This is a genomic window from Caulobacter sp. GW821-FHT11E11, from assembly GCF_058808315.1.
In genome coordinates this window covers 1-23,406 of record NZ_JBXARO010000005.1, presented here as the reverse complement: position 1 = coordinate 23,406, position 23,406 = coordinate 1, and the positions used below count along the sequence as shown (strand labels likewise).

Here is a 23,406-nt window from a genome sequence, read left to right as displayed (position 1 = left end):
TCGCATGCGTCACCGTCCGCTCGGCCGTTCGGGCCTTTCCACCGCGCCGCTGGTGTTCGGCGGCAACGTGTTCGGCTGGACGGCGGACGAGGCGACCTCGCACCGCCTGCTGGACGCCTTCGTCGACGGCGGCTTCAACGCCGTCGACACGGCCGACGTCTATTCGGCCTGGGTTCCGGGCCACGAGGGCGGCGAATCCGAGGGCGTGATCGGGCGCTGGCTCAAGGCTGGCGGCAAGCGCGACAAGGTGCTGATCCTGACCAAGGTCGCGATGTGGCCCAAGCAGCCGGGCCTGTCGGCCGCCAATATCGAGGCGGCGGTCGAGGGCTCGCTCAAGCGCCTGCAGACCGACTACATCGACCTCTACCAGTCGCACCAGGACGACGCCGACACCCCGATCGACGAGACGCTGGAGGCCTTCGGCCGCCTGGTGAAGGCCGGCAAGGTGCGAGCGGTGGGCGCCTCGAACTTCTCGCCCGAGCGGCTGAAGGCCAGCCTGGAAGCGTCCAAGGCCAAGGGCCTGACGCGCTACGAGACTATCCAGCCGAAGTTCAACCTGGTCGACCGCGATCAGGTCGAGGGCGCGCTGGCGGACCTGACGCAGGCCGAGGGGATGGGGATCATCCCGTTCTATGGCTTGGCCGCCGGGTTCCTGAGCGGCAAGTACCGCACCGAAGCCGACTTCGAGGGCAAGGCGCGGGCGCGGACGATCCTGCGCGACTACTGGAACAACAAGGGGCGGGCGGTGCTGGCGGCCCTGGATGAGGCGGCGGCGGAAGTCGGCGCCTCACAGGCCCAGGTCGCCCTGGCCTGGATCATGGCTCACCCGGCCATCACCGCGCCGCTGGCCAGCGCGACCTCGGTCGAGCAGCTGGACGAACTGATGGGCGCGGCCCGGCTGGAATTGCCGGGTGACGTCTGGAAACGGCTGGACGAAGCCGGTCGTTAAGCGATCGCTCGCCCGTCCAAGGTCGCCAGGCGCAGGCGCGGCATGTCCGCATTGCCGTCGCCCAGCGGCTTGATCTCGCGGATGCCCAGCTCATAGGCGGGGCGACCCATCAAGCGGGCCATCATGGCGATCGGGGTGTAGAGGCCCAGGAAGCGATCAGTCTCACCGCTCGCGCCCTGCAGCGGGGCGAACAGCACCTCCATGCCCACCGAGGGCACGCCGTGGGCGCGGATGTCGGCGGTGACCACCAGCGGCGTGCGGCGTTTGCGCGCGACGTCCAGAGCGCTCTTCAGCTCCAGGCGATGCGCCAAAGCCCAGAGGGACAAGGCGTCCTGGCCACGCAGGTCGCGGGCGTGCAGGTCGGAAACGAAGCCGCCGGCCAGGCGGAACGGCAGCTTGCCGCCGTCACGGCCCAGGATGAACACCTGCGGCAGCAGCTCCAGGAAATCCCCCGGATTGACGTCCGTGCGGCGGGGCAGGGCGGCGTCGCCCTTCTTGTCTCGCCAATAGTCTATCAACCGTTCCGTGCTTGGATGGAACATCGTCGTCCCCTGGCGGGTCACTCACGGCTGTTTTTCGGCCGCACGAGGCTTGCTGGGAGAACCGGGCCAAGGCCCTGACCGTCCCATTCTGGCGCAATCCAGCGGGACGGCGGGTCTCGGCCCGTTTCTTGCTTAACCATAAGCGGAACGACCCGATGCGAAGGGAACCGCCGATGAAGGCGCCGAAACTGAACACGCGGAACTGGGTGATCGCCCTGGGCGCGCTCCTGGGCGGGCTGCTGATCGGCGGTGCGGCCTGGGCGCAGTGCAACAGCGGCTGCACGCCGACTCCACCGGCGTGCTGCAAGCCCCCTCCGGCCCCGCCGAAACCGCCCGCGCCGCCGACCGGCTGCTGCGGCGGTGGTCACAACGTCAACATTCCCGGCGTCAACGTGAACATCGGCGCGACCGTGATCGTGAACGCCAATGCGTCGGCGACCGCTAACGCCGGAGCCAGCTCGGGCGCGTCCTCGGGCGCCGGTTCGCTGGCCGGCTCGACCTCGGGCACCGTCAACTACTACGGCGGTGGCGGTCACGGCGGCTACTATTCCGGCCCGATGGCCAGCGGCTACATCCAAGGCCTGAACGTCGAGGGCGGCGAAGCTCGCCGTCGCCAGGCCTATGAAGCCACCCGCACCCGCACGCGCCGCGTGATCATCCGCGCCGTCTGCCTGGACGACCGCGACGTGCCCCACCCGGCCTCGCAGGTCACGCCCGACCGCGACATCGACGACCTGTATGACGGCGAGCTCTATCGCTGCATCGCCGGCTCGCGCATGCAGTACGTGATCGCCGACTATTCGGGCCAGATCGACATCTCGACCGGCGGCGCAGGCCAGACCTACATCTGCCAGAAGAACGAGTCGCTCTACCACGTCCCTGGCGCCGGTCAGGGCCAGGGCACGCTGACCTGCCGCCCGCAACGTCCGGCCCGCGATTGCAACGAGCGCTCGCTGCTGCGCCGCTTCGGCGCCGGCGTGAAGATCCTGACGATCATCACCACCGAGAAGTACACCGCCTACCGCGAGGAGACGGTGCAGGAACGCCAGAGCCTGACCACCAGCTTCAGCCTGGACGGCGGCGTCGGCGGGGTCGTCTACTAGGACGCCAAGCCAAGGCCAAAACTGAAAAGGCCCTCCCGATCGGGAGGGCCTTTTTGCTGTGTCCTACTTCGCCGCGGCCGGGGCCGCCGCTTCCGGCTTCACCAGCAGCAGCCACGACTTGTCGTCGCCCAGATAGGTCTTGGCGGCGCGCTGCACGTCGGCCGGGGTGACGCGGGTCAGGCCGGCGACCACCGAGCGGGTGGCGTCCAGCAGGCGCGGGTCGTCCTGGGCGCCCGACAGCGTGCCCAGCCAGTACTCGTTGGTCACGCGGGCCTTTTCGATCGAGTCGATACGCGGCTTCTTGGCCCGCTCCAGCTCGTCGTCGGTGATCGGCTTGTCGCGCAGGTCGGCGGCGATCTTGCGGATCGAGGCGACCACGCCGTCCAGCTTCTCGGGCGGCACTTCCATGCTGACGCCCAGATAGCCCCAGTTCTTGAAGGTGACACTGGACGTCGACGAGGCGTTGGGCGAGTAGGTCGCGCCCTGCTTCTCGCGCAGTTCGTCGATCAGGCGCAGCTGCACCACCTGGCCCAGGATCGAGACATCGCGCGAGCGCTGCAGGTTCGAGAACAGGTCGTCCGTGCGCCAGACCATGAACAGGGCCGCCTGGTCGGCGCGGCCCTTGTGGGTGCGCAGCACCGGCGCGGTCGCCGGGGCCGGGAACGGCGCCTTCTCGGCGCCGGCCAGGGCGGGGTCGCCCGGACGGGCGGGCAGGGCGCCGAAGGTGTCGGCCACGGCGGTGATCGCCTTCTCGACCGTGGTGTCGCCGACAATGACGATCTCCAGGTCGCCCTTGGTCAGCGGATTGTCGACGATGGTGCGCAGTTCGGCCAGCGACGCGCCGGCGATCTGTTCGCGCGATGGGAAGGTCCAGCGCTGGTCGCCGTCGTGCATCAGCCCGCCCAGGTCGCGGCTGATGACGCCGCCGGTCGTGCTCTGCAGCTGGTCGTGCGCCGTGCCGTAGGCGGTCTTGACGCGGCTGAAGGCCTCCGGACGCCAGCCGGGCTCGGTGGCGAAGGCGGCCAGCACCTGCAGCTCGGTCGACAGGTCCTCGGGACGCGTGCGGCCGCTCAGCACGAAGGCGTCGTCCTCGACGCCCAGATTGGCGTTCCAGATCTTGCCGGTCAGCACGCGCTCCATGTCGGAGGCGTTGATCTGCTTGAGGCCGCCCTCGATGAAGGCGCTACCCGACCACAGCGGGCTCTGCTTGTCGGACGGCATGTCCAGCAGGCCGTGGCCGGCGCGGACCTTCACCAGCACCTGGTCGTCGCGGAACTTGGTCGGCTTGACCGTCAGCTTCACCCCGTTCTCGAAGCGGATGAAGACGGCGTCCAGGTCGCTGACGTCCTTCTGCTCGGCGACCTTGCCGGTCGGGCCGAAGCTGGAATACGGCCAGACCGTCACGCCCGGCGCGGCTGGCGGGGTCACCGGCTGGCTCTTGACCTCGTCATAGGCCTTGAGGATCGCCGGTTCGCCGCCCTCGATAGTCGCCGGGGCGGCGATGACGATCAGCGGACCCGAGCCGGCGAAGGACGACTTCAGCACGGCGCTGACACGTTCGGCGGTCAGGCCTTTCACCAACTGGTCGAAGAAGGCCAGGTTCTGGCTGGGCGAGGTGATCACCTCGCCGTCGCCCAGGGTGCCGACCAGCTGGTTGGCCAGGCCGGGCGTGCGCTGGGTGGCCTCGCCGGCGGCGGCGGCGACCAGGGCCGCGCGCATGCTGGCGATCTCGCGGTCCAGCTCGTCCTGGCGCACGCCGTACTGCACGGCGCGGCGCTGCTCGGCGTCCAGCGAGGCCATGGCCTCGCGCCAGCGGGTCGGCTGGGCGGTGGCGCCGAAGGTCGTCACTCGGACCGCGCCGTACTGGTCGCCCTTGAAGGCGCCGCCGGCGATGAAGGGCGGCTCGGCCGAGCGGCCGATGGCCTGCAGGCGGCGGTTCAGCACCGCGAAGGCCAGGTTCTCCAGCGTGTCGCGCTCGTCGACGGCCTTGGTCTCCAGCAGGCCGTCGGGCTTGCGGGTCCAAGTCATCTGCACCGACCACGGCGCGCCCGCCTCGACCAGCAGCTTGGCGGTCGGGCCGCGCTTGGCCACGGGGCCAAGGTCGGGGTTCTTGCCGTTGGCGCCCTTGCCGGCCCAGTCGCCGAACTTGGCCTTGATCTTGGCTTCCATGGCGTCGACGTCGAAGTCGCCGACGGCCACCAGGGTCGCGCGCTCGGGGCGGTAATACGCCTCGTAGAAGTCGCGGATGCGCTGGGCGGGCGCGGACTTGAGGATCTCGGTCTTGCCGATCGGGATGCGCTTGGGCGGCAGCTGGCCTTCCATCTGCGCCGACAGGGTGGCGATGGCGACGCGGTAGCCGGGAGTGTCGCGGGTGCGCTGCTCGGACATCACCACGCCGCGCTCGCGGTCGACGGCGTCGGGGGCGATGGTCAGCTCGCCGGCCGCTTCGCGCAGCAACATCAGCGAGGTGTCGACCGTGGCGTCGTCCGACTTGGGCAGGTCCAGCTGGTAGGTGGTCTCGTCGAAGCTGGTCGAGGCGTTGGTGTCGGCCCCGAACGCCAGGCCGTGGCGCTCCAGGATCTTGACCATCTCGCCCTCGGGCACGTTCTTGGAGCCGTTGAAGGCCATGTGCTCCAGGAAGTGGGCCAGGCCCTGCTGGTCGTCGGCTTCCATCAGCGAGCCGGCGTCGAACCACAGGCGCAGGGACGCCTGGCCGGGCGGGGTGGCGTTCTTGCGGATGGCGTAGCGCATGCCGTTGGGCAGCGTGCCGAAGCGCCAGGACGGATCGACCGCGACGTCCGAGATCTCCTGGGCCCATTGCCCCGGCTTCAGGTCGGCGACCTTCGGGCCGGCCAGCGGCGGCGCCTCCGGGATCGCCGGGCCGGACGCTTCCTTCTTCAGCAGAGGCAGATCGGGCAGGTGAGGCTTGGGAAGGTGCGAGCAGGCGGCGACCGAAAGGCCGGCGGCGGCGACGAGCGCCAAGCGCGAAGCGCTGATCATCGAGAATCCAGGGCAGGAGTAGACAAGGCGCGCACCTTGGCTGTCCCACATGGCGCACGCAAGGCGCGAGAGCGGCGGGTTTGCGCCTTATTCCCTCGACGCGAGAGGTGTCTAGGCGGCCGCCACGTCGCCCGTTTGCCGGCGTAGGCGCCAGAAGCGGATCGTGCGCAGCGCCGACTCGCGCGGCAGGGCGGAATAGAGCTCGCCATAGCTCTTGGCCTTGAGCATGACGTCGTCGGTCGGCTCGAGGATCAGCAGGGCGAAGGTCAGGAACAGCGAGCGGTCGAAATCGGCCGCCTTGCAGATCACCGACAGGGCGTCCATTTCGCGCCGGTCCAGGATGCGGCGGGCGGTGTGGAAATCGACATCGGCCATGTCGGCCAGGGCCACCAGGAACAGGGTGGTCTTCTTGCCGCGCAGCATGTTGGCCAGCATCTGCGGCGAGACCTGGGCCTTGGCGCGGATGGTGCGGAACTCGGCCTCAGCCTCGGCATGGTCGGCCGGCAGCGCGCCGTCCTCGACCGCGACCTTCTTGCGGCCGGCCGACAGGGCCGCCTCGAGCACGGCGGGATCGACGCCGGCGTTCTTTTCCATGATCCGGTCGCGCAGGCGCGCCTCGACCACGAAGTACATCTCGTTCAGCAGGTCGACCGGCAGGCTGTGACGGTCGACGACGGCGTCGTGCAGGGCCGGGTTGGCGGCGGCGCGGTCGACGACGGTCTCGTGCGCCTCACGCGACAGCACCGCGCCTTCGTTGCGCAGCAGGACGCCCAAGGTGTCGTCGTCGCCGCGCGCCACGATGGCGTCGGACACGGTGCTGGACACGCTGGGGCGCTGCGAGATCGCGCGCAGGTGATCCTGGCCCTTGGTGCGGGCTACGTGAACCAGGTCCTCGTCGGTCAGGGCGGTGGAGCTGCGCAGGATCGGCTCGGCCACGGTGATCGAGCCCGAAGCCAGGGTGCGCGTGACGCCGCGCGGCGCGGCCGGGGCCTCGCCCAGGCGTTCGGCCAGTTCGACCTGGACGGCCTCTTCCATCTCGCCGGCCAACTGGCCCAGCACCTGGTCGAACAGGGCCATCTCGACGGCGTTGGCGCCGTCGGCGGCGAACAGCATGTCGGTGACGCCGCGCAGCAGCTCCCGGCGCTTGGCGCTGGAGGGCTCGTTGGCCAGGGCGATCAGGTCGTTGAGGCGCGACTGCATCTACTGGTCGCTGTCCTTCTTGGATTTGCTCGGCCAATCGCGGTCATCGTCGTCGCGCGGCTTGTCCTCGTCGTCCGGCGCGGAGGCCGGTGGGGCGATCAGGACCATGCGCGGCGGACCGGCGTCGGGAATGGCGTCAGGAGTCATGCCGAACTGGCGACCGACGGAATAGGTGCGCGCGCCGATCTGGCCGCCGGGCAGGCTGGCCTGCCGCGGGGGCTGATAGGCGTGAGCTTGGGCCACAGGCGCGGTCGGAGCTTGCGGGGCGTCGTAAATGCTCTGCGGCAGAGGGGCTTGAGGCGCGTAGGCCGGAGCCTGCGGCTGGAAGGCGGTGCGGGCCTGCGGCGTTTGCGGCGGCTGAGGCGCCTGCGGGGCCGACTGCGCCCACCAGGGCTGAGTCCGGGCGGCGGTCTGAGCGGCCTGCGGTGCGATCTCGCGCTTGCCGCTCCAGCCCAGGCTGCGACCGGTATAGGTCTGGCCGGTATAGCCGGGCGCGCGGCCGTTCATGGGCTTGGAAGCGCGTTCCGGCGCGGGGCCGTACCGGCTCTCGCGCGAGCCTTCGGCGTGCGCGGCGGTAGCGGCGCAGGCAAGGACGGCGATGAGAACGGCGGCGCGCATGAGCGGGTCCGGGCGGAAGGTTACAGCTTCCGTCGTAGGGCGCGCCGCTTAATCTTGCGCTAACGACCGCGCCAAACGGCGAGGAGTCGACTTTCCAGCAACTCCATCAGCGCATGCAGCACCACGCCCAGCACCGCCAGGGTCACCAGGGCCGCGAACACCTTGGCCGTCTGTAAGCGGTTGTAAGCTTCCAGGATTCTCCAGGCCAGGCCCTGGGCCCCGCCCGAGCCGGCCACGAACTCGGCCACGACGGCGCCGATGACGGCCAGGCCGGCTGCGACCTTATGTCCTTCCAGCAGGGCGGGAACGGCCGAGGGCAGGCGCAGGCGGATCAGGCGCTGCCACGGGCTGGCGCCATAGAGATCGAACAGGCGAGCCAGGTCCGGATCCACCGCCTTCAGTCCGGTCAGAGCGCCCGAGAAGATCGGGAAGAAGGCCACCACGGCGGCCAGGCCGATCACCGCCCGCTCCGGATGGTCGATGCCCGCCCAGATGGTGACCAGCGGCGCGATGGCGACCAGCGGGGTCACTTGCAGCGTCACGGCGATCGGCCGCACGGCGTCTTCCAGCAGGCCGTTCAGGCTGACGGCCAGGGCCAGCGCGCAGGCGATCGGGCTGGCGATGAGCAGGGCCAGCAGGGCCGTCGACAACGTCGCCCAGGCCGAGCCCAGCAGCAGCGGCCAGCTGCCCAGGAACGCAGTCCAGATGCCGCTGGGCGCGGGCAGCAGATAGGCCGGCACCGCCAGGACGCGGCAGGCGACTTCCCAGCCGCCGAGCAGGGCGGTGATCAGGATCAGCGGAGCCAGGATACGCTTCACGCGGCGCGCTCCGTCGCCTGGGCAAGCAGGGTCGACACCGCCTCGGCAGCGGCGCGGAAGCCTTCTGTGGTGCGGAGGCCCGGCGGGCGGACGACCGGGCCGTCGACGGTGACCTCGCCGGCGATAAGGCCTGGGCCGGGCGACATGACCACGACGCGGCGGGCCATGTAGACGGCCTCCTCGACATTGTGGGTCACGAAGACGACGGCCGGCGCCAGCTCGGCGGCGAGCGCCAGCACGTCGTCGGCCAGGGCGCGGCGGGTGATCTCGTCCAGCGCCGCGAAGGGCTCGTCCAGCAGCAGCAGGCGCGGGCGGGTGACCAGGGCGCGGGCCAGCGACGCGCGCATGGCCATGCCGCCCGACAGCTGGGCGGGGCGAGCGTTCAGCGCGGCGGCGAGGCCGACCTTGCGCAGGGCCTCTTCGGCGGCGGCTTGGGCTTCCCGTTTGGACGTCCCAGCCAGCTCCAACGGCAAGGCGACATTGTCCCGCGCCGACAGCCATGGAGCTAGGGTGTGCGACTGGAAGACGACCGAGGTCTCGCCCTTGCCGGCGGCGCGGGTCACGGTCCCGCGGGTGGGCTGCTCGAGGCCCGCCAACAGCCGCAGCGCCGTGGACTTGCCGCAGCCCGACGGCCCGACCAGGGCGACGATCTCGCCGGAGGTCAGCGACAGGTCGACCGGCCCCAGGGCGCGGCCCCGGGCGTAGTCGACCTCGACGCTGGAGAGGCTAGCTATGGAGCTCATTCGCCCTTGGGGAGGAACTGCAGCGTGTAGGCGGTCTTGAAGTCCAGGTCCTTCGGATAGACGCCCTGTTCCGAAGCGACCTTGAAGAACTCGGCCCAGCGGGCGTCGGTCATCTGGCCGATCTCGGCGTCCTTCCCGACGATGCCGTAGGACCGCATCTTCTCGCGCGCCTGGTCGAGGACGTCCTGGGTCATCTCCGGATTGTCCTTGAGGATCGCCGCGTCGCCCGGCTTGGCGTCGCCGTACAGGTACGACTTCCAGCCCGCCGCTGTGGCCTCGACGAAGGCCTGCACGGCCGCCGGGTTCTTGGCGATCAGGCTGTCGGGGACCAGGGCCATCGAGCCGTAGGCGGGATAGCCGCTGTCCGCCAGCAGGAAGACCGCCGGCTTGATCTTGCCTTCCTTCTCGATGAGGTACGGCTCGCTGGTGGCGTAGCCCTGCTGGATCACCCGCTTGTCGGCCAGGAACGGCGCGGACGAGTAGTTGTACTTGCGCACCTGGTCGTCGCTGAACTGGTACTTGGCCTTCAGCCAGATCCAGAAGGCGGTGATCGAGGCGTCCGACAGCAGGATCGGCCGGCCCTTCATGTCGGCGATGCTGTTGATGCCCTGGTCCGGGTGGGCGATCAGGACCTGCGGGTCCTTCTGCATGAAGGCGGCCACGGCCTTCACCGGGGTCTTCTGCTGGGCCAGGTTCATGACGATGAAGTTGTTCGAGCCGACCCCGACATCGACCGCGCCGGTGGCCAGCAGCTGGGGCACGTTCACCGCCGGGCCGCCTTGGATCAGGGTCACGTCCAGGCCGCGCTTCTTGTACTCGCCGGTCGCCAGCGCCTGGTAATAGCCGCCCAGCTCCGCCTCGCCCCGCCAGTCGGTGGCCAGCTTCAGCTTGGTCTCGCCGGCGGGCGCGGCGGCTTCCTTCTTGGCGGGTGAACAGGCGGCGAGCAGGGCCATCAGGCCCAAGGCTGCGAAAGCGCGACGCTGCATCGGAAAGGTCTCCCCCGTTTCGGGGAGGAAGTTAAGCAGGACCGCGCCGCGCCGCTAGTGCGCTTGCGTGTCCAAACCCTTGCTGTGGTTCAGCCAGCGTTCGACCTTGGCGTACAGCACCTCGCGCTGGATCGGCTTGGCGATGTGGTCGACCATGCCGGCGGCGTAGCAGCGCTCGACCTGGCGGGGCAGGGCGTCGGCGCTCATGGCGATGATCGGGGCCTTGCCGCGCTGGCCGGGCAAGGCCTTGATCGCGCGGGTCGCCTGCAGCCCGTCCATCTGCGGCATGTGGATATCCATCAGGATGACGTCGTAGTCGCCCATCATGGCCTTCTCGACGGCCTGCTTGCCGTTCTCGGCGACGTCGACCTGGCAGCCGACCAGGGTCAACAGAGCCTCGCCGATCTCCAGATTGATCGGGTGGTCGTCGACGATCAGGATCCTGGCAGCGCCGGGCGTGGTGACCTTGGGCCGCTCGGGGACGGCGACTTCCTCGGCGGTCGGGGCCGACAGCTCGATCCAGAAGCACGAGCCGCGGCCCGGCACGCTGTCGACGCCGATCTTGCCGCCCATCACGTCGATCAGCGCCCGGCAGATGGCCAGGCCAAGCCCCGCCCCGCCATGCAGCCGGCTCATCGAGCTGTCGGCCTGCGAGAAACGCTGGAACAGCAGGGCCTGCTTGTCGAGATCGATGCCGACGCCGGTGTCGAGAATCTCGAAGCGCAGGCGGTCCTCGAGATCGCCGGGCTCGACGATCAGCCGCGCGTCGATGCGGCCTTCGTCGGTGAACTTCACGGCGTTGTTCAGCAGGTTGATCAGCACCTGGCGCAGGCGATCGGCGTCCAGGTCGTGCAGGGCGTCGACCCGGTCGATGATCTCCAGATCCAGCGTCAGGCCCTTGGCGCGGGCCTCGGGGGCCATGATCGCCACGGTGTCGCGCAACAAGGTCGCGGCCGAGGTCGGCTGGGGCAGCAGCTCGATCAGGCCGGCCTCGACGCGTGAGAAGTCGAGGATGTCGTTGACCACGGTGAGCAGGGCCGCGCCGGCGCTGTCGATCAGATTGACCTGGCGGCGCACGTCCGGCGGCAGGTCTTCCCGCGTCGCCAGCAGCTGGGCGAAGCCGAGCACGCTGTTCAGGGGCGTGCGGATCTCGTGGCTCATGGTGGCCAGGAACTCGGTCTTGGCCTCGGTGGCGGCCAGCGCCCGAGCGCGGGCGGCGCGGGTCAGCAGCTCGCGGCGGAGGAGGAGGCGCTTGAGGCGGTCCTGCTGGGCCAAAGCGAGGCCGGCGGCCAGGCTGGTGTAGAACAGCACCGCGATGAACACCTGGATGGTCCGCGCCTGGGCGACGGGGCCGAGGATGGCGTTGAAGCGCGGCGAGGCGCCCGACAGGGCGATGGGCAGGGTGATCACCGCCACGACCACGCTGGCCATGGCCGCGCCGCGCGCGCCCAGGCGATAGGCGGCGGCGAGGGCGATCGGGAAGATCAGGAACGGCGGCGCGCCCGAGGCCGGGTGGGCGCACAGCAGGGTGACGGCCGCGACGGCGAACATCAGCAAGAGCTGCTCGCGCCAGCTGCGCTGGAACGTGCGGCGGTGCTCGGCGTCGATCAGCACCAGGGTGGCGGGCAAGGCCACGCCCAGGCCCAGGCCGCAGCGCAGGAACCAGTCTGTCAGCCCGCGCAGGAAGGGCTCGCCATAGCCCAGGTGCAGGACGCCGGCGACGACCAGGGCGGCGACGGCGGCGACCGGGGTGGTGACGGCGGGCAGCAGGACCAGCGAGCGCAGGCTGCGGATGCGCGGCGCCCCGCGCCAGAAGCGCTGGCAGATGGCCCAGATCGCCACGGCCTCGCCGGTGTCGATCGCCACGTAGAGCAGGGCTCGCAGCAGGGTGTCGCCGACCAGCAGGCCGATGATCAGGTGGAAGACGACGAAGACCACGCTCAGCGACAGGCCGCGCGAGCCGGTCAGGGTGATCAGGCCGGCGGCCAGCAGAGCGTTGGCGGGCCAGAAGGCCGCGACGCCCAGGGCGGTGCGGGTCAGGTATTCGCTGAAGGCCAGGCTGACGACGACGGCGACCGACAGGGCCAGCAACAGGGCGCCCTGGCGTCTACGTTCCTGCGCGGCCAGCCTGTGCGGCATACCGGTTTCGTCCCCCAATGCAGCCTACGTCTTCACGCAGGCGTCCGACGTGGGACGGCCGAACGGTTCGGGAACCACGCCAAACGCGCGCCGCCCCGCCGCCTCGCGGGTACGACGCCACCATCAATACGCCTGAGCGTGACGGAGTTGCCCGGTTATCGCCTCGTGTGTCGTTTGGCCGCAGGATGTCTCCGACCCGCGCCGACCTCTAAGCGATTGTATTTCCCCAGGCTTGCATTCTCGGACTGACGTTCAGGCGCGCTGACAATGCATGGCGGGCCGCACAATTCAAGAGGGCCGCCCTCCCGGCATGGGTGAGCGTCGAGGATCAGCCGTTGGCCAGAGCTTCCTTCTTCTCTTCGAGCTCCAGCCATTCCAGCTCGGCCTGCTCCAGGTCGGCGCGGGCCTTGTCCAGGGCCTTCATGGTCCTGTCGAAGGCGGCCGGGTCGCGGCTATAGAGGTTCGGATCGGCCAGGGTCTTTTCGAACGCCGCGATGATCGCCGGGCTCTTGGCGATCAGGGCCTCGCACTCTTCCAGGCGGCGCTGGTCCTTGAAGGTCAGCTTGCCGGCCTTCTTGGGCGCGGCCGCGACGGGGGGCGGAGCCGGCGCCGCGCCCTTGGTGGCGCGGGCCACGGGCGTGAACGACGCGCCGACGCTGGCGCCGCGCGCGCCCTTGAAGAAGTCGGGGCTCTGATCGATCAGGTCGCTCCAGCCGCCGGGCGTCTCCAGCACCTTGCCGTGACCGTTCATGGCGATGGTCGAGGTGGCCAGGCGGTCGATGAAGTCACGATCGTGGCTGACCAGGATCAGGGTGCCGTCGAAGTCGGCCAGCAGGTCCTCCAAGAGGTCCAGCGTGTCCATGTCGAGATCGTTGGTCGGCTCATCGAGCACCATCAGGTTGGTGGGATTGGCCAGGGCCCGGGCCAGCAGCAGGCGGTTGCGCTCACCGCCCGACAGGCTGGTCACCGGCTGGCGCAACTGGGCCTCGGTGAACAGGAAGTCCTTGGCGTAGCCGGCCACGTGCTTGGGCTGACCACGCACCAGGATGGAGTCGCCGCCGCCGGGGGTCAGGAAGTCCCACAGGGTGATCTTGTCCGACAGCGCCATGCGGCCCTGGTCGATGTAGGAGACCTCCAGGTTGGTGCCCAGCTGCACCGTGCCAGCGTCCAGCTCCAGCTCGCCCAGTAGCAGGCGCACCAGCGTGGTCTTGCCGGCCCCGTTGGGGCCGACCAGCGCGACGCGGTCGCCGCGCAGGATGCGGGTCGAGAAGTCCTCGACGATCACGCGATCGCCGAACTTCTTGGTCAGGTGCTTGGCCTCGACCACCTTCTTGCCCGAGGTCGCGGCGCTCTCGATGGCCATGTACATCGAGCCGCGCTTGTCGCCCTGCAGGTCCTTCTTCTGGGCGCGCAGGTCCATCAGGGCGCGGCGGCGGCCTTCGTTGCGGGCCCGGCGGCCCTGGACGCCGCGCGCCAGCCAGGCGTTCTCGCGTTCCAGCACCTTGTTGAGGCGGCGCTCCTCGTCGGCCTCGGCGGCCAGGACTTGTTCGCTCCAGATCTCGAACTCGCCGAACCCCTTGTCCAGGCGGCGCACCTTGCGGTGCTCCAGCCAGAAGGTGCGCTGGGTGACGCGGTTCAGGAAGGCGCGATCGTGGCTGACGATCAGGGCGGCGCACTTCGAATTGGCCAGCTCTTCTTCCAGGGTCTGGATCGCGAAGATGTCCAAGTGGTTGGTCGGCTCGTCCAGCAGCAGCACGTCGGGCTGCTCGGCGAAGGCGCGCGACAGGGCGGCGCGGCGCTTCTCGCCGCCCGACAGGCCTTGCGTGCTCTTCTCCGGATCCAGGCCGAAGTCGGCTAGCGCGGCTTGCGCCTCATAGTCCTCGGCGCCGCCGGCGGTGCAGTAGTCCAGCAGGGTGTCGCCGGTGATCTCCGGCTCCTGGCTGACGAAGATGATCTTGGCGCCCGGCTGCACGGCGCGCTCGCCGCTGTCGGCCTCGATGCCCTGGTTGGCCAGGATCTTCAGCAGGGTGGACTTGCCCGCGCCGTTACGACCGACCAGGCAGGCGCGCACGCGCGGCTCCAAGGCCAGGTCGACGCCGTCGAACAGCGGCTTGGCGCCGTCGGCGAGACGGACGTCCTTGAGGGCGAGAACGGGCGCGCGAGTGGGAGAGGCCATGGGTCTTCGAACTTGAGTCTTGAAATTGGGAGCGGCGGAATGTCGCGCAGGTGAGGGCCCTATAGCAGGCAATGCGCCGAGGAAACGCCAAAATCACGGCCCAGTTTACGGTTGATACAGGTCAAGGAACGGCGATCGGCGGGCGTGACAAATTAGCCTGTTAACGGCCCGCCAAGCCTGACCTTGCTACGAACCTGGCCTTACGGAGCACAAGTACTCGCCTTGACGTCGAACCCGCAGAAGATTGCTGCTTCTGATCTCCCTGGCCTTCTGGGCCTGGGCTTCGATCAGCTGCGTCGGCCGATCTGGGTGTTCGACGACGTCAAGAAGCGGAAGGTCTACGCCAATCGCGCGGCGCTGGACCTGTGGGGCGCGGCCTCGCTGGATGCGCTGCTGGCCCGTGATTTCTCCGACCAGTCGCCGGCCGTGCGCACGCGCATGGAGGACATCGCCGTCCGCATCGAGGGCGGGGCCTCCGTCGAGGAGCGCTGGACCTTCTATCCGAACGGCGTCCCGGTGGCGGCCAACACGACCATCTCGCGCATCGCCCTGCCGGGCGGCGGCCACGCCATGCTGTTCGAAGGCGCCTTGGTCGAGGCCGAGGCCGAGCAGCAACGAGCCATCGAGGCCTTGCGGCACACCAGCGCCCTGGTGTCGCTGTACGACGCCGACGGCTTCCGCATCTTCGGCAATCCCGCGTCCCTGGCCAGCTATCCCGGTGCGGGCGTCCGCTTCGCCGAGATCTTCGCCAATGGCGACGCCGGCGGCGCGTTGTGGAGTTCGGCCCTGGCCGGCGAGGCGGTCGAGGGCGCTTATCGCGTCATCACCGCCCAGGGCGAGCGCTGGCATGGCCTGGCCGCGCGTCGTACGCCCGATCCGGTGACCGGCGAGCTGTGCGTGCTGGTCAACGAGACCGACATCACCGAAGAGGTCGAGGCCCAGTCCGCCCTGGCCGACGCTCGCGAGCTGGCCGAGACGGCCATGGCCGCGCGTCAGGACTTCCTGGCCAACATGTCCCACGAGCTGCGCACGCCGCTGACCAGCATCCTGGGCTTCACCGACCTTCTGGCCGCCTCGCCGCTGAATGGCGAGCAGCAGCGGCGCCTGGGCCGGATCCACGACGCCGGCACGGTGCTGCTGGACACGCTGAACGACGTCCTGGACTTCGCCAAGCTGGAGGCCGGCGGCGTCGATCTGGAGGCGCGGCCGTTCGACCTGCGGGCCTTGCTGAACAAGGTCGCCGGCATGTTCGAGGCCCAGACCCTGGCCAAGGGCCTGGATCTGGCCCTGCGCGTCGATCCGGCCTGTCCCGAATGGGTGGAGGGCGACAGCGATCGCCTGCGCCAGGTGCTGGTCAATTTCCTGGGCAACGCCGTGAAGTTCACGGGCTCGGGGTCGGTGACCCTGAGCGCCAAGCACCGGGTGGGAGCTGCGCCCGGCTTCGCGCGTCTTGAGCTGGCGGTTTCCGACACCGGTGTCGGCGTGCCGGCGGCCATGCTGGAGACGGTCTTCGATCGCTTCGCCCAGGCCGGACCCGAGGTGGCGCGCAAGTTCGGCGGCACCGGTCTGGGCCTGGCGATCAGCAAGGAGATCGTCCAGCTGATGGGCGGCGAGATCGGCGTCGACAGCATCGCCGGCCAGGGCGCGCGCTTCTGGTGCGTGCTGGACCTGCCGGTCGCCGTCGCGCCCGAGCGTCACGATGCCGAGGCGGCGCCAGGGACGGCGCGGCCGCTGAACCTGCTGGTCGCCGACGACAACGAGGCCAATCGCGAGCTGATCGGGACCCTGGTTCGCGCCATGGGCCACGAGGTCGACGTGGTGGCTGATGGCTTGGCGGCGGTCGAGGCGGCGGCCTCGGGCGGCTACGACCTGATCCTGATGGACGTGCAGATGCCGCGCATGGACGGCCTGGCCGCGACGCGCGCCATCCGCCTGCTGGCGGGGGAGGCGGCCGCGACGCCGATCATCGCCCTGACCGCCAATGTCCTGCCCGACCAGGTCGCCTTCTACCGGGCCAGCGGCATGGACGACCATGTCGGCAAGCCGATCAACCCGCGCGAGCTTTTGCTGAAAATCACCCTCTGGAGCGAGGGGCGCGCGGATGGGCAGACGGCGCCCGCGGGGCGTTCGCTGGACGGCGTCCAGGCCTAGCCAATTGTTATGAAATGTTGCGGAAACCCATGCTGGGCTTGGGTTTCGCGTCTGAGGGGCATGTTGTCGCAGGCCGGTCATTTCGGCCGTCTAGCTCTCGACACATCACGGCGTTCAATCAATACATCGCGCACGATATAAAACGTTTGCACGAATCCGGAGCCTCGATCCCATGTCGCGTTACCGCACCGCTCTGATCATCGCGGCGACCGCCGCCCTGACCGCCGCCGGCGCGCGGGCCGCCCCGTTCCCGCAAGGCCTGACCCAACTGGCCTCGACGGCCGCCAAGGGCGCCCCGTGCGCTTCGGGCAACGCCGCCATGGGCGCCGCCGTCGGCGCGGGCGCCGCGGCGCTGGCCAAGAAGACCGGCGTCAAGAATGCCGAGGTCGTCGGTGTCGTGATCGGCGCCCTGCTGACCGACAAGATCGCCTGCCTGCTGAACCCGGGCGAGCAGACCGCCGCCGCCACCGCCACCCAAAGCGCCGTGACCCAAGGCGTCGGTTCGAACGTCAAGTGGACCTCGACCAGCCGTCCGGACGTCAGCGGCACGTCGGCCGTGCTCAGCGAGAACAAGCGCGCCGACGGCGGCCTGTGCCGCGCTGTTCGTGACGTGGTGATCGTCGGCGGCGAAGAGACGACCGTGACCAAGACCCTGTGCCGCGCCGTCGGCGCCCAGGGCTTCACCCTGGCTCAAGCGGGCTGAGCATGACGCGCGCCGCCCTCCTGGCCGCCTGCGCTGTCCTGCTGTTCGGTGCGGGTGCCGCCCAGGCCGTTTCGCTGGACGCCGAGAACCCGACCTGCCCGAGCATCCAGAAGGTGTTCGGTCCGCTGTCGGGTCCGGTGCAGGTACAGTCGGCCAAGGTGAACGGTCACCGCGTCATGAAATTCAGCGGCGCCATCGTCCCCGGCGCCGCCGCCCAGCTGGAGCGCGCCCTGGAGGGTAGTGAGCCGGTCGACGAGATCTGGATCGGTTCCAGCGGCGGCGATGCGGCCGAGGGCCTGAAGATCGGCAAGATGATCCGTTCAATGGGCGTGCCGACCCGCGTGCCGGCCGGTTGGGGCTGCGCCAGCGCCTGCAACTTCGCCTTCATGGGCGGGGCGATCCGGGTGGTCGACCGTGACGCGGCCTTCGCCGTGCACATGTTCACGATCACCGGCAGCATCGACTACCAGGCCTATGTCGACGTGACACGCAAAGGCACGGACGCGGCCCCGACCCTGAACAACATCGCCCGCCGCGAGCAGGCCTCGGCCCTGCTGGCGTCCGAGGAGAACGACTTCATTATCCGCATGGGCGTCTCGCGCCGCCTGCTGACCGAGGTGATGTACCAGCAGAAGGCTGACGCCTTCCAAGGCGCCGACAAGTCGACCCTGCGCTGCCTGACGGGCGACGAGCTGCAACGCTACAACGTCGTCAACGCGGACTGAAGTCACGCCGCAGGCCTCGCTCGTCCTTCGGACGCTTGGCGCGTTCGGCGCTCAGAAAAGCAGCACCTTGAGGAACGGCGCACACAGGTGAATGGCTCAGGTTGGCGAACCGCCAGTCCTCGGGATTCATCGCGCTATCCCGCGCCAGCCATCCAAGCGGATCGCGGCGCTGTTCCTGAGAGAGATCCCATGCCTGCCATTCGTCATGTCCTGGCTGCGGCGGTCCTGACCCTTGCCGGCGCGAACACGGCCCTGGCGCAGTCCGCGCCGCCTTCGCCGCCGTCGGCCGAGGCGCCCAGCCAGGCCCTGAGCATCGACACGCCGCTGGAAACCCTGGTCGCCACGCCGCCCGCCAAGGCGGCGCTGGACGCCGACATTCCGGGTCTGACCGGCCATCCGATGTTCGACAAGTTCAAGACCCAGAGCCTTCGCGCCCTTGCGCCGAAGTTCGGCGGCGCCATCACCGACAAGGATCTGGCCAAGGTGCAGGCCGACCTGGCCGCGCTGCCTCAGGCGTCGGTGTCGCGCTAGGGGAGGGGGCGCGCCTAGTTCGGCGCGCTGACGTTGAAGCTGGCGTTGTTGCCGATGGCGGTCGAGACGCCCGTCACCTGGCGACCGCTGGCATTGATCGTGGTGCTGGACTTGGCGCCGATGTCGGCGCTGTTGGTCTGGTTGTTGGTCACGGTCATGCGGCCGCTGCACTTGGAGCAGACATAGCCCGTCACCGCATTGCCCATGGCCGTGGCGGTGGTCACCGCGTCATAGCCGTCATTGCCTTCGAAGCTGGCCGTCGCCTCCACGCCGCCGCCGTTGTTGGTCTGCAGGTTGTCGAGCACCAGCTCGGTCCCGATGTTGTTGACCTGCGAGGAGTTGCCGGCGGCGTAGGCCTGGGTCTGGGCCGCGCCGAACTGGTACGAGGTGCCCTCGGCCTGGCCGCGCACGTACGAGGTGTTCCACTGGTTGGACGTCACGTCCATCAGCGGGCCTTCGTTGGTGGCCGACAGGTTGTTGCCGGTCGCCGTGGCGGTCGTCGCCGTCAGGTAGCTGTTGCCATAGGCGGTGAACTTGCTGGCCTGGGTCACCTCGGCCGTGTTGGCCTGGTCGGTGATGGCGCGCGCCGCCGACTGATTGCCGCCCTGGATATTGATGTTGTTGCCGGCGGTGGTCGCGGTGACCGCGCTGGTGCCCGAGACGTACTGGACGATCGCGCCGCCGTCGGCCAGCACATTGGCCGTGGTCGACTGGCTGATGCGCAGGCCGGCCGCGCTGTTGTCCAGGTTGACGCCCTGGCTATTGCCCATGGCCAGGGTCGAGACCGTCAGGTCGGCGGCCTCGGCATTGGCCGCCTCGACCTGGCCGCGCGCGGTGACTTCGGCCGAGTTGGTCTGGACCGCGAAGGCCGAGATCGTGCCGTTGGAGGCCGAGAGCGAGCCGGAGTTGCCGACCGCGGTCGAGCGCACGGCGCTGGTCGCGCCGGCATTGGCGCCGACGTCGACGATCGTGTGGCCGTAAACGGTCCCCTGGTTGTCCTGGTACGAGGTCACGGCGGCGTCGGCATTGGTCACGCCGACCGAGACGCCGTTGGCCTGGGCCGTGGTGCTGGCCGTCACGCCGTCCGACACCGTCTGGACGTTGAGGGTCTGCTCCGAGAAGATCTCGCCGAGGTTCAGCTGGTTGTTGAGAACCGGGCTGGGCGAGGTCGTCTGGGCGTACGCCGGACTAGTAGCGACCCCGCTTAGCATCGCGCACATCGGGATCGCGGCGAGCGTTCCAGCGAGACGGGTCATCGCGGGTTTGCGCATTGTTCGTTCCCAGATTGTCGTAGGCCGGCACGAAGGCGCCCGTCTGGCCGACCGTGGCGTCGCCGAACGGGTCGTAGCGGAGGCAGGTTTGCGGGCCGGGCATGCCGTAGAGGTTGGCGCTCATCTCGACGACGGCGCGTTCGATCAGGGCGCGCACCGCCAGCTGCATGGGCTCCAGCGCCCCGCGGCCGCCCGAGATGTCGACAAGGGTGCCGCCCAGGAGGTCGAAGATGCCGGCGCTGACTTCGCGGCCGACGACCTGCTTCTGGTAGGAGATGACGTCCACCACCTCGAGCGTGCGGGTGTTGACCATCCGCAGGTCGATGGCGACGTTCATGATGAAGACGCGGCGCTTGAAGTTGCCCTTCAGGCCGTCGGTCGCCTTGTCGCCGACATAGGCGTCCACGCCTGCCGAGCGGATATTGTAGTTCAGCTCGGTGATGCCGCCGACCACATAGAAGTCAGAGCCCGGCACCTGGCCGGCCAGGATCTTGCGGTAGTCCGCCGGCGCGTCGGGCGCGCTGTTGGGGCGATCCGAGATCAGCTTGTTGTTGGCGTACTTGAGCTCGAACTCCGACACCGAGGTGTCGAAGCGCTCGACCATGGGCATGCCGGCCTTGGCGAAGGCCGAGAAGGCCATCAGCGAGGCGCCTTGGGTGATCTTGCGGCCCGAGCCGTCGGACTCTTCCTTGCCGGTGTAGTCGGCGATCCGGCCGATCGCGACGCGCGGCGCGGCCACGTGGTTGGCGCGGGCATATTGGTTCAGGCAGACCAGGGCGGCCGAATAGTCGGTCGGATTGGCCGTGACCGGCGCGGTGCCGATCGGCTGGGCGTAGTTGCCGGCCGTCGAGGCCACGGGCACGCTGCCGCAACCGGCCAGGGCCGTCGCGCCCATCAGGGCAAGGGCTAGCGCCGTGCGCTTCAAGTTCATTGCGCGGTTCCCGCCTTCACGACATTCGAGCCCGCGGTGACGTTGCCGTTGTTCACCTGGCTGGAATTGACGATGACCGTGTTGTTGTTGCCCTGGGTGATGACCGTCAGGTTGTTGCCGATCGCGGTCGAGCCGGCATAGCCGCCGAGGCCGCCCACGCCCGAATAGGCGTCCAGCGAGCCGTTGCTGCGGCTCGAGGAATAGACGCTCTGGTCCGAGCCGGTCAGCATGACGCCGTCGACGATCACCCGGTTGCCGTTGGCGTCGCGGGTCGAATACTCGACCATGCGGTTTTCCTGACCCGAGCTGCGGCCATAGCCGGCGTTCATCGAGGCCGAGTTCGTCGTCATCGATTGGGCGGCGGCGACGCCGCACGCGCCCAGCAGTGCAGCGACGGCGACCGTCGCGACGCTGATCTTCTTTTTCCGATGCCAGGCCATACGCGGCTCCGCGAACTGTCGACACCGAAGGGCAAGCAACCCTCGTGCCAAAAAGGTACAGCCTGAGGGATACCAAGCAGGTCGAGAAAAAATGGTTAAGCGCCGGCTCACGATCGCCGCCTGGTTCGAATCGTCGCGGAAGCCCCTAGATAGAGAGCCATGACCGACCAGCGTCCCGAGCCGATGTTCAACGCGCCCTGGCCCGCGCTGCTGGCCGCGGCGGCGATTATCGTTCCGCATATCCTGCTGCTGAAGGCCGACGACGCGACGATCGAGTCCCTGGCCTTGATCCCCCACGACTTCTGGGAAGGCCGCTGGACGGGCGTCGTGACATCGCTCTTCGTGCACACGGGGTGGGTTCACGCGATCCTGAACGCCGCCTTCGCCCTGGCCTTCGGCGCCCCCGTGGCGCGCCTGCTGGGACTAAATGGCCGGGGAGGGGGCATCTTCTGCCTGTTCTACCTGGCCAGCGGGGCGCTCGCGGGTCTGGGCTACGCGATAATCAATCCGGACAGCCTGGGCGGGGCGGTCGGCGCCTCGGGCGCGGTCTCGGCGCTGATGGGCGCGGCCGCGCGGATCATGGACTATCGCGGAGAGGTCGGGCCCATCCTGGGGCCGCGCGTGATCTCGCTGGGCCTCGGCTGGCTGGTGGTGAACCTGGTCATGGCGGTCACGGGCAGCCTGCTTGCCATGGGCGCGACGGGCGTCGCCTGGGAGGCGCATCTGGTCGGCTTCGTCGTCGGCGTTCTGCTGATCGGTCCGTTCGCCCGCTGGGCCGGTCCGCCAGCTCAACCGGAAGCGTGAGCGGTTGTTCTTATAGTTTAAGAGGTTGAAGCGGCTGATCCCCCATTGATCCTGCGGCTTCTTTGCGAGACCCTCGTTCTTCAAAGAACAAGGGAGAAGCGCAGTGCTGGTTTCTCAGATCCTCAAGGACAAGGGTGATCTCGTGTTCACGGCCTCCCCGCAGGAGACCGTCGGCGCCGCGGCGGCGTTACTTCATACAAGACGGGTCGGGGCCATGGTGGTGGTCGACGACAAGGAGGCCGTGGTCGGGATTCTCTCCGAGCGCGACATCGTGCGGGTGATCGCCAAGGAGGGGGCTTCGGCCCTGTCCAAGCCGATCGCCGGCTGCATGAGCTCCAACGTCGTGTTCGCTCAGCCCGACGAGTCGATCGATACGCTGCTCGAGCGCATGACCGACCGCCGCATCCGCCACCTGCCGGTGGTGAAGGGCGAGCGCCTGGCCGGGATCGTCTCGATCGGCGATCTGGTGAAGTACAAGATCAGCGAAGCCCAGGCTGAGGCCGATGGGCTCAAGGCCTATATCTCGGCTGGGTGATCACACTCTCTATGGGGCGCTCCTTATATAGAGAGCGCTCTATATAGAGAGAGGGAAGGGGATCACCCTTCGATCAGCTCGGCGCCGACGCCCTTGGCGGCGTCGGCCACGCTGTAGCCTTCCAGCACCGCGGCCGTCGCGTCGCGTGCGCGCAGCAACGCCTCGCGCAGGGCGCAGGTCGCCAGGTCCCGGCAATCCTCGCAACGGCGGAAGGCCGTGCGGCTGACGCAGGGCGTCAGGGCCAGCGGGCCGTCGACCAGACGGATGATCTCCGCGAAATTGATCTCGGCGGCGGGACGGCCCAGCACATAGCCGCCGAACTTGCCGCGTCGGCTGACCACCAGGCCCTCACGCGACAGGGACAGAAGAATGGCTTCCAGGAACTTGCGCGGAGCATCGGCGCGTTCGGCCAGTTCGCCGGCCGTCACCTGCCCGTCTTCGCGGGCCAGCTCGATCATCGCGCGCAGGGCGTAACGCGCCTTCTGGGACAACATGGACGCCAGCTACCTTATATAAGCGCCGCGCACTGGCGACGCTTTCAGAGTGCTCAGCCTTCTGAGGGAGGCGGGGCCGCGATGCAAGTCCCGCGTCACAGCGTTCATGCACAGGGGAATAGGCCGTCTGGGGATGGAATCGCGATTCCCCGCTTGCCGGGTGGGAAATCGACCTCTAGAAGCCGCCCCTCGCTTCGGGGCCACGGCCCACCGGACGAAAGCAAGACCTTCGGGCTTGCGTTTCTGAAAGTGGATCGCTAAGTTCCGCAGCCTCAATCGAATCTCTTCTGACTTACGGCGCTCCCAAGCGGCGCGCCTCGGTCACCTTTTGCGCTCTGAAGTGGCTCTGGCCTCCAAGAAAACAAAAGTGAAAAGGTTGGTTGACCTGGGAGTTCTGCTTCGTTAGAAGCCGCCCTCCAAGAAATACTGAAGAGGTTCGCAAGGGCTTCCAAGTATTTCGATCCAGGAAAGCTTCGAAGTTTCTTCGAAAAATAGCTTGACTGGTTTCGGTGGTTTCTTTAGAAGCTGCCGGCTCTGCCGAAGACCT

22 protein-coding genes are annotated in these 23,406 nt (G+C 68.8%); 8 read left to right on the top strand and 14 right to left on the bottom strand.

What is annotated here, in order from left to right; all coding sequences use genetic code 11:
* The first annotated feature begins 4 nt into the window (after positions 1 to 4).
* Positions 5 to 949, top strand: a complete 945-nt coding sequence (locus AC1RR5_RS13285) for an aldo/keto reductase (protein WP_492922124.1) — start codon at positions 5 to 7, stop codon at positions 947 to 949.
* Here the strand turns inward: AC1RR5_RS13285 and AC1RR5_RS13280 are convergent.
* On the bottom strand, positions 946 to 1,491 hold the full coding sequence (locus tag AC1RR5_RS13280; RefSeq protein ID WP_492080512.1) for a PAS domain-containing protein: 546 nt from the start codon (positions 1,489 to 1,491) through the stop codon (positions 946 to 948). The two genes, AC1RR5_RS13285 and AC1RR5_RS13280, sit on opposite strands and share 4 nt — an antisense overlap.
* A 173-nt stretch (positions 1,492 to 1,664) precedes the next feature.
* Between AC1RR5_RS13280 and AC1RR5_RS13275 the strand changes: the two genes are divergently transcribed.
* Entirely contained in the window at positions 1,665 to 2,594 is a 930-nt protein-coding gene (locus tag AC1RR5_RS13275) for a hypothetical protein (RefSeq protein ID WP_492922123.1), read from the top strand.
* 63 nt (positions 2,595 to 2,657) lie between these two features.
* On the opposite strand, the gene AC1RR5_RS13270 is transcribed toward AC1RR5_RS13275, so the two are convergent.
* The 8 genes from AC1RR5_RS13270 to AC1RR5_RS13235 all read right to left on the bottom strand — a co-directional run bounded on the left by AC1RR5_RS13270 (position 2,658) and on the right by AC1RR5_RS13235 (position 14,274).
* Positions 2,658 to 5,594: a M16 family metallopeptidase gene (locus tag AC1RR5_RS13270; protein WP_492922122.1), complete on the bottom strand. Its 2,937-nt coding sequence runs from the start codon at positions 5,592 to 5,594 to the stop codon at positions 2,658 to 2,660.
* Between the two features lie 111 nt (positions 5,595 to 5,705).
* Positions 5,706 to 6,794 carry a DUF2336 domain-containing protein gene (locus AC1RR5_RS13265; RefSeq protein WP_492922121.1) on the bottom strand — a complete coding sequence of 363 codons (1,089 nt, stop codon included), beginning with the start codon at positions 6,792 to 6,794 and terminating at the stop codon, positions 5,706 to 5,708.
* A complete protein-coding gene (locus AC1RR5_RS13260) occupies positions 6,795 to 7,412 on the bottom strand; it encodes a hypothetical protein (RefSeq protein ID WP_492922120.1) in 618 nt (205 codons plus the stop codon).
* A gap of 59 nt (positions 7,413 to 7,471) precedes the next feature.
* The gene (locus AC1RR5_RS13255) at positions 7,472 to 8,230 is read right to left on the bottom strand and encodes an ABC transporter permease (RefSeq protein ID WP_492922119.1); all 759 of its coding nucleotides are present in this window, start codon (positions 8,228 to 8,230) and stop codon (positions 7,472 to 7,474) included.
* Positions 8,227 to 8,973: an ABC transporter ATP-binding protein gene (locus tag AC1RR5_RS13250; protein ID WP_492922118.1), complete on the bottom strand. Its 747-nt coding sequence runs from the start codon at positions 8,971 to 8,973 to the stop codon at positions 8,227 to 8,229. The genes AC1RR5_RS13255 and AC1RR5_RS13250 overlap by 4 nt, the downstream gene beginning before the upstream one ends.
* Positions 8,970 to 9,959, bottom strand: a complete 990-nt coding sequence (locus tag AC1RR5_RS13245; protein ID WP_492922117.1) for an ABC transporter substrate-binding protein — start codon at positions 9,957 to 9,959, stop codon at positions 8,970 to 8,972. Before AC1RR5_RS13245 ends, AC1RR5_RS13250 begins: the two co-directional genes overlap by 4 nt.
* Positions 9,960 to 10,013: 54 nt before the next feature.
* Positions 10,014 to 12,098 carry a hybrid sensor histidine kinase/response regulator gene (locus AC1RR5_RS13240; protein WP_492922116.1) on the bottom strand — a complete coding sequence of 695 codons (2,085 nt, stop codon included), beginning with the start codon at positions 12,096 to 12,098 and terminating at the stop codon, positions 10,014 to 10,016.
* Positions 12,099 to 12,426: 328 nt separating this feature from the next.
* The gene (locus AC1RR5_RS13235; protein ID WP_492922115.1) at positions 12,427 to 14,274 is read right to left on the bottom strand and encodes an ABC-F family ATP-binding cassette domain-containing protein; all 1,848 of its coding nucleotides are present in this window, start codon (positions 14,272 to 14,274) and stop codon (positions 12,427 to 12,429) included.
* Positions 14,275 to 14,496: 222 nt separating this feature from the next.
* On the opposite strand from AC1RR5_RS13235, the gene AC1RR5_RS13230 reads away from it, so the two are divergent.
* From AC1RR5_RS13230 to AC1RR5_RS13215, 4 genes are all read left to right on the top strand, one after another.
* Positions 14,497 to 16,425 (top strand): ATP-binding protein, encoded by a 1,929-nt coding sequence (locus AC1RR5_RS13230; protein ID WP_492922114.1) that lies wholly within the window; start codon positions 14,497 to 14,499, stop codon positions 16,423 to 16,425.
* Positions 16,426 to 16,597: 172 nt separating this feature from the next.
* Positions 16,598 to 17,128 carry a hypothetical protein gene (locus AC1RR5_RS13225; RefSeq protein WP_492922113.1) on the top strand — a complete coding sequence of 177 codons (531 nt, stop codon included), beginning with the start codon at positions 16,598 to 16,600 and terminating at the stop codon, positions 17,126 to 17,128.
* Between the two features lie 2 nt (positions 17,129 to 17,130).
* Complete coding sequence (locus tag AC1RR5_RS13220; protein WP_492922112.1) at positions 17,131 to 17,853, top strand: COG3904 family protein; 723 nt, start codon at positions 17,131 to 17,133, stop codon at positions 17,851 to 17,853.
* Positions 17,854 to 18,042: 189 nt separating this feature from the next.
* Positions 18,043 to 18,384: a hypothetical protein gene (locus tag AC1RR5_RS13215; protein WP_492922111.1), complete on the top strand. Its 342-nt coding sequence runs from the start codon at positions 18,043 to 18,045 to the stop codon at positions 18,382 to 18,384.
* Between the two features lie 14 nt (positions 18,385 to 18,398).
* Here the strand turns inward: AC1RR5_RS13215 and hfaD are convergent, their stop codons facing one another.
* From hfaD to hfaA, 3 genes are read right to left on the bottom strand one after another with little or no spacing between them, the layout of a single operon-like run.
* Positions 18,399 to 19,655, bottom strand: coding sequence for a holdfast anchor protein HfaD (hfaD, locus tag AC1RR5_RS13210; protein ID WP_492922110.1), 1,257 nt, complete (start codon positions 19,653 to 19,655; stop codon positions 18,399 to 18,401).
* Positions 19,573 to 20,586, bottom strand: a complete 1,014-nt coding sequence (gene hfaB / locus AC1RR5_RS13205) for a holdfast anchoring protein HfaB (RefSeq protein ID WP_492922109.1) — start codon at positions 20,584 to 20,586, stop codon at positions 19,573 to 19,575. The genes hfaD and hfaB overlap by 83 nt, the downstream gene beginning before the upstream one ends.
* On the bottom strand, positions 20,583 to 21,026 hold the full coding sequence (gene hfaA / locus AC1RR5_RS13200; RefSeq protein ID WP_492922108.1) for a holdfast anchoring protein HfaA: 444 nt from the start codon (positions 21,024 to 21,026) through the stop codon (positions 20,583 to 20,585). The genes hfaB and hfaA overlap by 4 nt, the downstream gene beginning before the upstream one ends.
* Before the next feature lie 159 nt (positions 21,027 to 21,185).
* Between hfaA and AC1RR5_RS13195 the strand changes: the two genes are divergently transcribed.
* Entirely contained in the window at positions 21,186 to 21,830 is a 645-nt protein-coding gene (locus AC1RR5_RS13195) for a rhomboid family intramembrane serine protease (protein ID WP_492922107.1), read from the top strand.
* Positions 21,831 to 21,933: 103 nt separating this feature from the next.
* Entirely contained in the window at positions 21,934 to 22,365 is a 432-nt protein-coding gene (locus AC1RR5_RS13190; protein ID WP_492922106.1) for a CBS domain-containing protein, read from the top strand.
* Positions 22,366 to 22,427: 62 nt separating this feature from the next.
* On the opposite strand, the gene AC1RR5_RS13185 is transcribed toward AC1RR5_RS13190, so the two are convergent.
* Together AC1RR5_RS13185 and AC1RR5_RS13180 are read right to left on the bottom strand one after the other, a co-directional pair.
* Positions 22,428 to 22,859, bottom strand: coding sequence for an RrF2 family transcriptional regulator (locus tag AC1RR5_RS13185; protein WP_454714661.1), 432 nt, complete (start codon positions 22,857 to 22,859; stop codon positions 22,428 to 22,430).
* A 292-nt stretch (positions 22,860 to 23,151) separates the two neighbouring features.
* On the bottom strand, positions 23,152 to 23,406 hold a 255-nt coding region (locus AC1RR5_RS13180; protein WP_492922105.1), incomplete at its 5' end, for a hypothetical protein.